The organism is Alteromonas sp. PRIM-21 (genome assembly GCF_027563165.1).
Taxonomy (GTDB): Bacteria; Pseudomonadota; Gammaproteobacteria; order Enterobacterales; family Alteromonadaceae; genus Alteromonas; species Alteromonas macleodii_A.
The window spans coordinates 138,635-151,920 of record NZ_JADOEK010000010.1; the positions used below are offsets into that span (position 1 = coordinate 138,635).

Here is a 13,286-nt window from a genome sequence, read left to right on the forward strand (position 1 = left end):
TTACGACAGCTTTTTTTATGGGTGCTCACCTAAGTTAAGTATCGCGCCCATAATAGGCTTCAACGCGCAACGCTAAGCCATACGAGGTTTTGAAATCCTCTTTTCGTAGCCATAATACAAAGGGTTCAACTTCAAAGAAAAGCCAATCGCGCAGCATGTTGTTACGCCATCTAAACCCGCCGTAAATTTCTTCTACGCGATAGTTAGGTTGGCTCAACCCCTCCACCATTAAATGGGGTATAACAGCGTTATGTTGATCTACTGAGAACAAATGATGTACTTCGTGGCGCCACAACCAGTCGTTAGTGTCATCACGAAAATAAAAACGGTTATTTTGGCGAATGAGATGTTTTTTGCTCATTTCGTATTGAACTGCCCACCCAAGTTCAGCCCCTAATCGGTCACGGGTATAATAATAAAGCTCTGCGTCATAGAGCATGGCCCACTGTTTGGAAAAGGCGAAGGCGTCTTTGTATCGCGTCATGGCATAGAGTTGGTCGCGACGTCCTGCGCCGACTCTATACGAATAATGTGAATCTTGTTCTGGGCGAAACCTTAGTGCAATAGTCGTCCTATCGCGGTCGTTATTTCCGGTGTCTCTCGCTGCCCGTATTGTATTGTTCTGCGTTTCGTCTTCATTGTCACTTAATAGTAAATCAACGCGCTCTTTTAAAGCTGGCAAACGAACGCGAATACGAAAGCGTAAGTCAGTATCTGTAAGCATACTGCTTCTTGGCTCCCATGAGAGTTGAATACGGCCTTCCGCTCTTGCTTCTTTACGCCCTGAAGTGATTGGAAGGCTATCGCTTACAAACAAACCATCGAGCTGCTTTACCGTAAAGTCCATAGTGTCAGTAAAACTGCGCTGCCAAATATCAAACCACTGCTCATTGTCTTGTGCCTGTGAGGCAGACGTTATGTCATCCTTCGACGTGACAGAATTTGTAGTATGGGCATGCGAAGGTTTCATGGCGTCTTGGTCAGCAGCACTTCTACTGGTCGTGTTTACGGGGTAATTCAACGTGTGCGGGGTATTATTCAGCGTAGAGGGAGCAGAGAGCAATAATTGGCAATAGACAACGGTAAGACACAGCATTGCTTACTAACTCCTTGTAAAAATTAGAATAGTTGAATGTATTTGCTATTCGCTTTTAAGATATACAGAGAATGTATTGTCGCTGCTAAAACGTCAATCTTTATTCATTCGAGTAAATATTCAGGTGAAAGCATTGGCGGGCAATGGCATACTGTGTACAACGATGTAATGGAGATTATTTTTATGGGTGGTATTAGTATTTGGCAGTTGCTGATCGTACTGGTTATCGTAGTGCTTTTGTTTGGTACAAAACGACTTAAAGGTATCGGCACTGACTTAGGCGGCGCAATTAAAGGCTTCAAAAAAGCAGTGAGCGAAGAAGACAAAGACGCCGACTTTGAGCAAAAGAAGCAAGTTGAAGAAAAGTCAGCGGCTGAGCCTGTTTCGACAAAAACACAGAGCGACGTTAAAGAAAAATCCTGATGTTTGATATCGGCTTTTGGGAGCTATTGGTAGTAGGCGTATTGGCACTCCTTATTTTAGGGCCCGAACGACTGCCAGGTGCCATGCGCTCTACTATAAATACAATTCGCAGCGTGCGTAATGTAGCAACGGGCTTTAAGCAAGAAGTTGAGCATCAGCTGCGTGTGCATGAATTGCATGAAAACTTGAAAAAAGCAGAGCAGCAAGGCCTTAAAGATCTTTCACCTGAACTTGAACAAAGTGTCGATGAGCTAAAAAAAGCCGCCGAGTCGGTTCAAGAACCATATAAAAAGCAATAAATGTCTGACGCTAACAATCTCATTTCTCATTTAATTGAATTACGCAGCCGTATTCTCAAAGCGCTTTTGAGCGTGCTAATTGTATTTGTGTGTCTTGCCGCTTTCGCACAAGACCTTTACCAGCTGTTAGCAATGCCCTTACTTGCAACGCTACCTGAAAACTCAAGTATGATTGCAACCGATGTTGCATCGCCCTTTTTCGCGCCGTTTAAACTTACTTTGGTGCTGTCGTTTTTCATAGCTATCCCCTATGTGCTTTATCAAGTGTGGGGCTTTGTTGCGCCGGGCTTATACCGAAATGAAAAACGCCTTGTTGCGCCTCTGCTTTTATCAAGTACCTTACTATTTTATGCCGGTATGGCTTTTGCCTACTTTGTCGTATTCCCTATTGCGTTCGCATTTTTTACCAGCGTGGCGCCCGAAGGAGTAACGGTAAGTACCGATATATCGAGCTACTTAAATTTCGTATTGAAGCTGTTCTTCGCATTTGGGGTCTCATTCGAGATACCCATAGCCATAATTCTGATGTGTTGGACTGGCGTAACTGATGCCAAGTCGCTAAGAGCTAAACGCCCGTATGTGGTTGTAGGTGCTTTTGTAGTAGGCATGTTACTGACGCCACCAGATATTATCTCTCAGACTCTGTTAGCGATACCAATGTGGTTACTATTTGAAGTCGGCGTTATTGTAGGTGGCTTTTATGCGGGTAAAAAGCCAAAAGAAGAAGAGTCAGAAGAAGTCACTGACAATACATAAAAGTTTTAAAGAGCAAGGAATAAGAATGAAAACTCGACTGATATCTATTGCCACATTATTGTGTGCTTTTGGGGCGCTTAACGTTCACGCTGAAACTGTAGCTGATGCTATGGAAAAGTGCCGCAACACAGACAATAGCTTAAAACGTCTCATTTGTTACGACAATATTGCTAAATCGCTGAATCAATATGATGGCACAGATGCATCTGTCAGCCAATTGCAAGCGTATAAATCGCAATCAGCTGCTAAACCAAGAGTGCAAGCTGAACCGAATAAACGCCCTGCTGTAAGCGAACCTACTACCGTACAAAAGCCTGAGAATGAATTTGGTTTAGAGCATAGACGTGATCTAACTGCTGAAGCCTCAGAGATCTCACTCACTATCGCATCGTTTAAAGACTCTCTTCGAGGTAAAAAGATTATTACGTTTAGCGATGGCTCAGTGTGGCAGCAAAGCGATAGTGCTTACTTGAAGATTGAAGAAGGTCAGCAAGTATCAATTGAAAGAGGCCTGCTAGGGTCATTCTTTTTAAGCGTAGAAGGTGTTAACAAACGCATGAAAGTAAAACGCGTTAAGTAAATGTCTTGGTTCGACGCAGGCGTCAATCTGCTTGATAAGCGTTTTGACGCCGAAGAAGTCATACAACGTGCGCAAGACGCCGGTGTTGATAAACTGTGTGTCATTACCACTCATCCCAATGAGTGGGATGCCGCGGTAGCGCTTTATAAAAAGTACCCTGATCAGTGCTGTTTTACCATCGGTGTACACCCTCATAACGCGAAAGATGTCACTGAAAGCGACTATGACCGTTTACGTGAGCTTGCTCAACATAAAGGGTGTGTGGCTATAGGTGAGTGCGGGTTAGACTTTAACCGTAATTTTTCTCCTCAAGATGTACAGTTAACGGTTTTTGAAGCGCAGTTAAAATTAGCTACGTCATTAAACTTACCCGTGTACTTACATGAAAGAGATGCCTTTAACGAGCAGATTAGCTTGTTGACCCATTATATGCCAAGTTTGAAAGGGGGAATTGCCCACTGCTTTACTGGCACGGCTGAACAGGTAAAAGCGTATGTGTCATTAGGTCTTTATATCGGTATCACAGGGTGGGTATGTGATGATAAGCGCGGTGCTGACTTACGTGATGCTGTAAAGCATATCCCGCTGAACAAGCTTATCCTTGAAACTGATGCCCCATATTTATTTCCAAAAACACTTCGTCCGCGTAAACGCAATAATGAACCCGCTTTTTTGCCTCATATCGCTCAGCAATTAGGCGAATATCTGCAAGTTGACACTGATAAATTGCGTATTAGCAGTTATGCTAATAGCTGTGAGTTGTTTTCTCTCAGCTAAACATAGGTTTATATGCAGACAAATCTAAAAGCGATGCGCAAGTATGATGCGGGTCTCATTCTTATCACTGCCCTTGCCGTGGTAGCATTTGCCATAGTTCTGCTTAACCTTTCACCAGCCTCAAGCCTGTCCCCTCGGTTTTCACAGTTAATCTATCTAAAAGAAACTCAAGGGACGACACTTGATTTCAATAGTGTTGTTCAAACACCAACAAGCGAATGGACGCAAGTCTCGTCCCCAGTGAATTTAGGAATGAACACCGATGTGCACTGGTTTTCAATGGTAGTTGAGCCAACGAAAAGCAGCCAAAGCCGGTTTCTCTTACATATTGACTATCCGCTTTTAGATAATCTGGATGTAGCGGTATATAGCCAAGTAGGCACTAGACCCATTGTGACTTACTCTAGCGGCGATGGGCAAAGCTTTGATGATAGACCCATTGCGCACGTCAAACCCTTGTTCCCCTTACCTGACAGTGCACAGTCTCAGCGCATCATTATTAAACTGCAAACATCGGGCAGCGTTCGCCTTCCCATTCGTATTTGGGAAGAGACAGAGTTTATAGAATACACATCAACAAGAAACTTGGTATTAGGCATCTTTTTTGGCGTTTTGCTAGCAATGGGCGTGAGTAACGCGTTTTTAACTGTCACGACTAAAAACGTGTCGTTTCTGTTTTATTCGGGTTATGTAATCAATCTAGCGTTTATTTTAATGACGCTTCATGGTTATGGCTTTTCATATATTTGGCCCACAAATACTTGGTTTCAGAGCAAAGCAATTATCGTATTTGCAAACGCTACTATAATGTTTGCGGCGCTATTTACTCGTAGTCTTCTGCCCATTAAAAATTACAGTAACAAACTCGATAGCGTGACCAAAGCTATTGGTTGGGTTTGCGGCTTGAGCATTGTTGCGGGTCTTGTTCTGCCTTATTGGCTAATGATAAAAGCGTTTCTTTTAGTATTAAGCCTTGTTGTCATTTTTATCCTAGCTCTGGGGGTGTGGCTGTCTCTTAAGCGAGAAGCCGTAGCGCGCTATTTTACAATTGCTTGGGGCTTTCTATTAATTAGCGGGCTGTGTGCAAGTTTAGATAATGTGAATATTATTCAGCTACCTATTTCGTCTAATGACTTGTTAGTGATAGGTGGCACCGTTGAAACCTTAATATTGGCACTTATCCTGGCGATTAATTACAGCCACAGTCGTGACGACTTAATTGAGGCACAGCAGTTTGCCCTTGAACAAGAAAAACAGGCGAATACCGCTAAGGAAAATTTGTTGGAGGTGCAAAAGCGCTACCAAGATGATCTTGAATATAAAGTCCAGGAGCGAACGCTTGAGTTAGAAATAACACTGCGGGAGCTTTCCGATGTGAATCAAGAGCTAGAAAGACTTAACGCAATAGACCCGCTTACAGGGGCCCATAACCGCCGCCACTTTGATAAGCGATTGCGGTCGGAGGGAAGGCGCAGCCGTCGCGAGCAAACGCCTTTATCACTGATCATTGTTGACGTGGATCACTTTAAAAAAATTAACGACGAATACGGACACGACGGCGGAGATGCGTGTTTAATTCACGTCACAAATGTCTTTCAAAAACTCATCCATCGCCCAACAGATGATTTGTGTCGCATAGGTGGTGAAGAGTTCGCCATTATATTGCCTAATACCGACTTAAGCGGCGCATACCACGTTGCTGAGAATATTCGACATAGCTTAGAAAACAGTCCACTTGAATACGAGGGACAAATGATTAAGCTAACCGCCAGCGCAGGTGTTTCTACAACCATTATCGCGGATGAAGAGCACGCGCAAAGTTTATTTAAATATGCTGATGACTGCCTGTACGAAGCGAAAGCTTCAGGGCGAAACACAGTAATACACAAACATTTACAGGAAAAACTATGACGTCTTCACCTTTCCCTCTCCGTCGTATGCGTAGACTGCGTGCCAAAGATGCGTTAAGAGGGCTTGTGGCAGAGCACAGGCTAACTACGGATGATTTAATCTACCCCGTCTTTGTGTTGCCTGGTGATAACGCAAGGGAAGCCGTACCCTCTATGCCTGGTGTTGAAAGACTTTCTATTGATTTGCTGGTTCAAGAAGCCGCAAATTGGGTAGCATTGGGTATTAGAACTATTGCACTTTTCCCTGTAACACCTATGTCCCTTAAGACCGAATGTGCCAGTGAGGCATTTAATCCTGATGGCCTTGCTCAACAAGCTATGAGGGCGCTTAAAAAGGCGTTCCCTGAAGTCATGCTGATGTCTGATATTGCATTAGACCCTTTCACGTCTCATGGACAAGATGGCCTTCTAGATGAAACGGGTTATGTGATGAACGACGAAACCGTTGAGGTTCTCATCAAACAAGCTTTGTCACATGCCGATGCTGGTGCTGACATTGTGGCGCCTTCTGACATGATGGATGGCCGCATTGGCAGCATTCGTAAGGCACTTGAAGAAGCAGGCCATATCAACACATGTATTATGGCTTATTCGGCTAAATACGCATCGGCTTACTATGGTCCATTCCGTGATGCCGTCGGCTCTGCCGCAAACATCAAAGGCGGCAACAAGAAAACCTATCAGATGGACCCTGCAAATACCGATGAGGCGCTTCATGAAATTGCTCTTGATATAGAAGAGGGCGCAGACATGGTAATGGTGAAGCCCGGCATGCCTTATTTAGATGTTGTACGACGCTGCAAAGACGAATTTAAAGTGCCGACGTTTGCCTACCAAGTAAGTGGCGAATACGCCATGCATCAAGCTGCTTTTGCTAATGGTTGGCTAAATGAAGACGCGGTAATTTTAGAGTCTTTACTTGCATTTAAACGCGCTGGGGCGGATGGCATCTTAACCTATTTTGCACCTAAAGCAGCAGAGCTGCTAGCAAAGCAAAATGGTAAATAGACATAAAAATTAAGTGGCATTGAAATGCGTGTGCCAAAGAAAAGCCGTGCTAAGCACGGCTTTTTTAATCATAGAATCAATATGTGAGTATTTACTTACACACAAGCTCACACCCAGCTTTGTGCTGTAGCCAGCACTCGTTAGCTAACTCAGCGTTAATTAAAGGGTGAGACTTTAACCAGCCTTCAGGGAAAGTAAGTGTCCACTTACTTTCATCACATTGTAGCGAAACTTCCGGAATATGTTTGTTCTGGCGGCGTAGACATAAGACTACCGCTATGCGTAATACTCGAAGCATGCCTTTTAGCATAGGGCGATAATCTTCGTGGTACTTATCAAAAATTTCTGCATCAATCGTTAAACGATGCTGCGCAACAAGGTCGCGAATTGCTGATCGTTGCAAGCGAGTAAACCCCGGTAAATCGATATGACTTAAAATATATTCACCGTGTTCGTGATGGCGTTTATATTCAATATGAAGACCAATTTCATGCAATTGTGCAGCGGCCCCTAAAATAGTTTCCGTATCTAGATGGCAAATATTTTGTTGAGCACAAAGCTGGTGGCATAAAGCTAGCGCCACATGGCGAACAGAATTAGCGTGGTTTTTATCAACGTGATAACGTTGCTTTGCTTGGTTGAGTGTTTGTTGGCGTCTATCGTTTTCAGTAACGTTATCTAACATTCCGTAGATAAGCCCTTCGCGCAATGCCCCGCCAGAAATATTCATATGTTTGATATTCAGCGCTTCAAACAAGCTGATAAGAATCGCCAACCCAGAAGGGAAAATAGCTTTTCTGTTGTCTTCTAATCCGTCGATATCAAGGCTTTTAATACTGCCGCATTCGATGCACTGCTTTTCCAAGTGATACAGATAATCTAAGCGAATGGCATCGCTGATACCCTGCGCTACCAAAATTTCGGTAATCGCTTGCGGCGTCCCCGACGCACCTAAGCAATTTTCCCAGTCGAAACACAAAAAAGCGCTCGATACATCATCAATCAATGCATGGGCCGCTTTTTTAGCATTAATGAAGTTCTCTTCGGTTATGGTACCGCCCGTGAAATAACGCTCCATAAAAGTCACACAGCCCATATCCAAACTTTTCAAGTGGATAGGCTGCATGTCGTTACCGATAATAATTTCGGTGCTGGCGCCACCAATATCAATGACTAGGCTGTTACCTTGGTTAGCTGACGTATAGGCTACCCCTAGGTAAATTTGTCGCGCTTCTTCCTCGCCGCTTATCACGTTGAGCTTGTGATTAAGTATTTCTTCAGCTTTGCGAATGAAAATATGGGCGTTGGTCGCAAGACGCAGGGTAGCAGTAGCGACTATTTTGATATTAGATGATGGGATATCTTGCAGACGCTCCGAGAAAACTTGCAGACATTGCCAGCCGCGCTCCATGCTCACATCATCAAGTGCAAAGTCATCGTCTAAGCCAGCGGCTAAACGTACTTTTTGTTTAATTTTCCCTATTATCTGCACACTGCCGTTAACAACGTGAACAATTACCATGTGAAAGCTGTTAGAGCCTAAGTCTACGGCGGCATAATACTCGCCGTAGGTTTGTGCATCGTGCTGGAGTTCTGCCTGCATAAAATCTCGTTTCTTATTAACTACCCTTACGCCTTATTATTGCGCTCTGCTGTTTCTGTTTTGAGGCTTGCCTCGGCCTCTACCGTTACCACGGCGTGAAGAGTTGCGGTTGTTGGGCGTGCGTCTTCTACGTGGCTTGGGCGGCGTTACATCATCAAGCAGGGCGCTGCGGTCGTAATCGGTAACCGGAATTGCTTTTTGAATGTATTGCTCGATAGCAGGTAAGTTTAGTGCGTATTTCTCACATGCAAAACTAATTGCGACGCCGCTTTGACCTGCGCGGCCAGTACGACCTATTCGGTGCACATAGTCTTCCGCATCGTCAGGGAGGTCATAGTTAAATACGTGAGTAACCGCGTCGATATGAAGGCCTCGAGCTGCAACGTCAGTTGCTACCAAGATATCAAGGCTACCCTTGGTAAAGCCCTCTAATATCCCTAGGCGCTTTTTCTGCGGTACATCACCGCTTAGTAAGCCTACGCGATGTCCATCAGCGGTAAGCCAGTCGGTGACTTTCTCACAGCTATTTTTAGTGTTGGCGAAAACAATCGCTTTTTCTGGCCACTCTTCTTCAAGTAGCGTAAGAAGAAGTAACATCTTGTCATCGTCAGACGGGTAAAATAGCTCTTGTGAAACGCGAGTAGCCGTGGTTTGTTCCGGAGCAACCTGAACATGAGTCGGGTTATTCATATGCTCATAGGCAAGTTCTTGTACGCGATAGCTTAGCGTAGCTGAAAACAGCATGCTTAGGCGGTCGCTTGCTGGTGGCATACGGCGGAATAAAAAGCGGATATCTTTAATAAAGCCTAAATCGAACATGCGGTCGGCTTCATCAAGTACGGCAACCTGAATATTATTCAGAGTAAACACATTCTGTTTATAGTAATCAAGAATGCGTCCCGTCGTACCAATTATAATATCCACCCCTTCTTCCAAAGTTTCACGTTGACTTTGGTAACCTTCGCCCCCATAAATCAAACCAAGCGACAATCCGGTATGCTCACTAAGCAGTTTGGCGTCGTTATAAATTTGAACGGCGAGTTCTCTGGTCGGGGCCATAATAATTGCGCGTGGGCCATTTGATTTGCTGTTATCTGCATTTTCTGCTTTGCTTAGCAAATAGTGAAATGTAGCCACCAAAAAGGCAATGGTTTTACCGGTTCCTGTTTGAGCCTGACCTGCAATGTCGTGACCTTCCAATAATGGAGGCAGTGCAAGTGCTTGAATTGGTGTACAATGTGAAAAATTAGCTGCCGTTAAGGCGTCAACAACCTTGCCGTTAATCGGCAGGTCGGAAAAATGAGTATCAGTTAAGTGAGTAGGCATAGCTTATAGCTTATCAGTGCTTGCATTAAAAAACAGTTTCTATATAACACTTATGGTCGGGCTGAGACAAATCAGCGACAGACCAATAATGGAGAAAAGAATGAGCGACAAAATTATCCAGTTATCTGACGATAAATTCGAAGCAGATGTTATCAATGCTGAAGGTCCTGTACTGGTTGACTTCTGGGCTGAATGGTGTGGCCCGTGTAAAATGATCGCACCAATCTTAGAAGAAGTTGCGACCGAGTTTGAAGGCAAGTTAACAGTTGGCAAGTTGAATGTCGATGAAAATAACGAAACTCCACCTAAATATGGTATTCGTGGTATTCCTACATTGCTACTTTTCAAAAACGGTAACGTTGCTGCCACTAAAGTTGGCGCGCTATCAAAAGCTCAATTAACAGAATTCCTAAACGAAAATCTGTAATTGAAACAAAATAAAAAGCCGGTGCGAATAAAGCGCCGGTTTTTATTTGCATCACAGGTACTTACGAATTGTTTTAGAAAAGGGCATATCAATTTATTTAACATTTCGGTGGTAAAACGCTGGACGTTGATTAAATATAGTGCTAACTTTTCCTCAGCGCTCATCCGAGCAGCATTCTGCTTACGCCCACATCCGGGTGATATCAAATCTAAACTAGAACAGAGTGACTTTAAGTCCTGTAAGCGAAGTTCAAGCACAAAGACCCACCAGTATGAATTTAACTGAATTAAAGAACAAACCAATAAGCGAGTTGGTTAACCTGGCCGAGGAAATGGGCCTGGAAAACATGGCGCGCGCCAGAAAACAAGACATCATTTTCTCAATCCTAAAGACACACGCAAAAAGCGGTGAAGATATCTTTGGTGATGGGGTACTAGAAATTTTACAGGACGGTTTCGGCTTCTTACGCTCAGCTGACTCTTCGTATCTTGCAGGGCCAGACGATATCTATGTATCGCCAAGCCAAATCCGACGCTTCAACTTGCGTACAGGTGATACGATTGCTGGAAAAATTCGTCCACCGAAAGACAGTGAACGATATTTCGCTCTGTTAAAAATTCGCGAAGTTAACTTCGACAAGCCTGAAAACTCACGTAACAAAATCCTTTTCGAAAACCTTACACCGCTTCACGCAGCAGACCGCTTGCGTATGGAACGCGGCAACGGTTCAACGGAAGATATCACGGCTCGTGTACTCGATTTAGCATCGCCAATCGGTAAAGGTCAGCGTGGCCTTATCGTTGCACCGCCTAAAGCCGGTAAAACACTCCTGCTTCAGAATATCGCCCAGTCAATCGCCGCTAATCACCCAGACTGTGAGTTAATGGTGTTACTTATCGACGAGCGACCGGAAGAAGTAACCGAGATGCACCGCCTTGTTCAGGGGGAAGTTGTTGCATCGACCTTCGATGAACCAGCAAGCCGTCACGTACAAGTGGCAGAAATGGTAATTGAAAAAGCGAAGCGTCTTGTAGAACATAAAAAGGACGTGGTTATTTTGCTAGATTCGATTACCCGTCTTGCTCGCGCATACAACACTGTAATTCCTTCATCAGGTAAAGTACTTACCGGTGGTGTTGATGCAAACGCACTACACAAGCCTAAGCGCTTCTTCGGTGCTGCACGTAACGTTGAAGAAGGCGGAAGCTTAACCATTATCGCAACAGCGCTAATTGATACCGGCTCTAAGATGGATGAAGTTATCTACGAAGAGTTTAAAGGTACAGGTAACATGGAACTTCACCTTAACCGCAAGATTGCGGAAAAACGTGTATTCCCAGCTATCGACTTTAACCGCTCAGGTACCCGTCGTGAAGAGCTACTTACTGCGCAAGACGAACTACAGAAAATGTGGATCCTTCGCAAAATTGTTCACGAAATGTCTGAAATTGATGCCATGGACTTCCTTATCAGTAAGCTGTCGATGACCAAGACTAACGATGAGTTCTTTGACGCAATGCGTAGACAAAAGAGCTAATCGCGACTTAGCAATAAGTTGATATATACATAAGGCGCCTCATGGCGCCTTTTTTGTTTCCCAGTTTACTTAGTGGTTTACCTTATACTTCCGTCTAATATTCACGGCTGGGCGAATGGGGTATTTTCAAGTGCCTGCTAATTCTTTGCTGCAATTGTAGAAGCATTGGTGTGTTCTCCTTTAAGATGATTTACTCTGTCTAAAAACATCAAAGGAAATAAGAGATATGAATCGGATATTGCTGTCACTTGTATTTGCTGGCCTAGCCTCTTTTACAGCTAGCGCTAACCCCGTTAACGTTGATGAACTGGCTAACAAAGTCGAGTCAGACGTTATTAAATGGCGCCATCATTTTCATGAGTTTCCAGAGCTGTCGAACCGCGAGTTCAAAACCGCTGAGTATGTGGCTGATTACCTTAAAAGCTTAGGCTTACAAGTTCAAACCGGTGTAGCTAAAACCGGGGTGGTAGCAATATTAGATTCTGGCAAGCCTGGCCCCGTGGTTGCCCTACGAGCGGATATGGATGGGCTTCCGGTCAAAGAGCAAAACGACCTAGCATATCGCTCTACGCAAGTAGGCGAATATAATGGTAAAGAAGTGCCAGTGATGCATGCTTGTGGTCACGATACGCATATGGCTATGCTCATGGGTGCTGCAAAAATCCTTACCGAAATAAAGGGTGAATTAAAGGGTAAAGTGAAATTTATTTTTCAGCCTGCAGAAGAGGGCGCCCCCGCTGGAGAAAAAGGCGGTGCTGAAGTTATGGTGGCAGAAGGCGTATTAAAAAATCCTGATGTTGACGCTATTTTCGGTTTGCATATTAATGCCAACACCGATGTGGGCAAAGTGCGCTATAACGCCGGTGGCACTATGGCCGCAGTAGATCCGTTCAAAATTGTTATTCACGGTAAACAAGCGCATGGCGCTTATCCGTGGAAAAGCGTAGACCCAGTAGTTACTGCTGCGCAAATGATAATGTCTATTCAAACCATTGTAAGTCGTGAATTAAAACTGATTGACGACGCCGCAGTGGTATCGATTGGCTCAATACATGGTGGTAACCGCTCTAACATCATTCCAAATGAAGTGGAGATGGTTGGCACTATCCGTACTCTTAACGAAGCCGCTCGCGATCATATTTACGAGTCGCTTCCACGCAAAGTTAAAGCGATTGCAGAGAGTATGGGGGCGGAGGCAGAACTTACGTTACCACTAGATTACTATTACCCAATTACCTATAACGATCCAGAGCTTACAAAAGCCATGCTACCTACCATGCAGCGTACCGCTGGCGTAGAAAATACATTGCTTTCCAAGCCGGTAACCGGAGCAGAAGACTTTTCATTTTTCCAAGAGCAAGTTCCAGGCTTATACGTTTGGGTAGGCGGTAAGCCGCTAGATGTATCTGAAGAAGACAGCCCCGCTCATCACACGCCAGAGTTCTATGTTGATGATGAGGGAATGAAGCTGGGTGTGAAGCTACTTACTAACTTTACTTTAGATTATATGGCGCAACACTAATACTGGCGGCTGGAGACATGTA

General features: G+C 44.3%; 13 protein-coding genes. 10 read left to right on the forward strand and 3 right to left on the reverse strand.

Annotated features, from left to right (window positions below):
* Positions 1-34 precede the first annotated feature (34 nt).
* On the reverse strand, positions 35-1,096 hold the full coding sequence (locus IW644_RS14670) for a hypothetical protein (RefSeq protein WP_269918219.1): 1,062 nt from the start codon (positions 1,094-1,096) through the stop codon (positions 35-37).
* A 177-nt stretch (positions 1,097-1,273) separates the two neighbouring features.
* On the opposite strand from IW644_RS14670, the gene tatA reads away from it, so the two are divergent.
* From tatA to hemB, 7 genes are read left to right on the forward strand one after another with little or no spacing between them, the layout of a single operon-like run.
* Entirely contained in the window at positions 1,274-1,519 is a 246-nt protein-coding gene (gene tatA, locus IW644_RS14675) for a Sec-independent protein translocase subunit TatA (RefSeq protein ID WP_232091269.1), read from the forward strand.
* Positions 1,519-1,818, forward strand: coding sequence for a Sec-independent protein translocase protein TatB (gene tatB, locus IW644_RS14680; protein ID WP_012517066.1), 300 nt, complete (start codon positions 1,519-1,521; stop codon positions 1,816-1,818). The genes tatA and tatB overlap by 1 nt, the downstream gene beginning before the upstream one ends.
* On the forward strand, positions 1,819-2,574 hold the full coding sequence (gene tatC, locus IW644_RS14685; protein WP_179982206.1) for a twin-arginine translocase subunit TatC: 756 nt from the start codon (positions 1,819-1,821) through the stop codon (positions 2,572-2,574).
* Between the two features lie 25 nt (positions 2,575-2,599).
* A complete protein-coding gene (locus IW644_RS14690) occupies positions 2,600-3,154 on the forward strand; it encodes a hypothetical protein (RefSeq protein ID WP_269918220.1) in 555 nt (184 codons plus the stop codon).
* Positions 3,155-3,931: a TatD family hydrolase gene (locus IW644_RS14695; protein ID WP_269918221.1), complete on the forward strand. Its 777-nt coding sequence runs from the start codon at positions 3,155-3,157 to the stop codon at positions 3,929-3,931.
* A gap of 12 nt (positions 3,932-3,943) precedes the next feature.
* Complete coding sequence (locus tag IW644_RS14700) at positions 3,944-5,842, forward strand: sensor domain-containing diguanylate cyclase (protein ID WP_269918222.1); 1,899 nt, start codon at positions 3,944-3,946, stop codon at positions 5,840-5,842.
* Positions 5,839-6,849 (forward strand): porphobilinogen synthase, encoded by a 1,011-nt coding sequence (gene hemB / locus IW644_RS14705; RefSeq protein WP_269918223.1) that lies wholly within the window; start codon positions 5,839-5,841, stop codon positions 6,847-6,849. The genes IW644_RS14700 and hemB overlap by 4 nt, the downstream gene beginning before the upstream one ends.
* Before the next feature lie 91 nt (positions 6,850-6,940).
* On the opposite strand, the gene IW644_RS14710 is transcribed toward hemB, so the two are convergent.
* Together IW644_RS14710 and rhlB are read right to left on the reverse strand one after the other, a co-directional pair.
* The gene (locus IW644_RS14710; protein WP_269918224.1) at positions 6,941-8,452 is read right to left on the reverse strand and encodes a Ppx/GppA phosphatase family protein; all 1,512 of its coding nucleotides are present in this window, start codon (positions 8,450-8,452) and stop codon (positions 6,941-6,943) included.
* A gap of 36 nt (positions 8,453-8,488) precedes the next feature.
* On the reverse strand, positions 8,489-9,778 hold the full coding sequence (gene rhlB, locus IW644_RS14715; RefSeq protein WP_269918225.1) for an ATP-dependent RNA helicase RhlB: 1,290 nt from the start codon (positions 9,776-9,778) through the stop codon (positions 8,489-8,491).
* Between the two features lie 100 nt (positions 9,779-9,878).
* Between rhlB and trxA the strand changes: the two genes are divergently transcribed.
* The 3 genes from trxA to IW644_RS14730 all read left to right on the forward strand — a co-directional run bounded on the left by trxA (position 9,879) and on the right by IW644_RS14730 (position 13,264).
* A complete protein-coding gene (gene trxA, locus IW644_RS14720; RefSeq protein ID WP_118490421.1) occupies positions 9,879-10,205 on the forward strand; it encodes a thioredoxin TrxA in 327 nt (108 codons plus the stop codon).
* A gap of 271 nt (positions 10,206-10,476) precedes the next feature.
* Positions 10,477-11,742, forward strand: a complete 1,266-nt coding sequence (rho, locus tag IW644_RS14725; RefSeq protein ID WP_014948094.1) for a transcription termination factor Rho — start codon at positions 10,477-10,479, stop codon at positions 11,740-11,742.
* A 226-nt stretch (positions 11,743-11,968) separates the two neighbouring features.
* Positions 11,969-13,264 (forward strand): amidohydrolase, encoded by a 1,296-nt coding sequence (locus IW644_RS14730; RefSeq protein ID WP_269918226.1) that lies wholly within the window; start codon positions 11,969-11,971, stop codon positions 13,262-13,264.
* Positions 13,265-13,286: the final 22 nt, after the last annotated feature.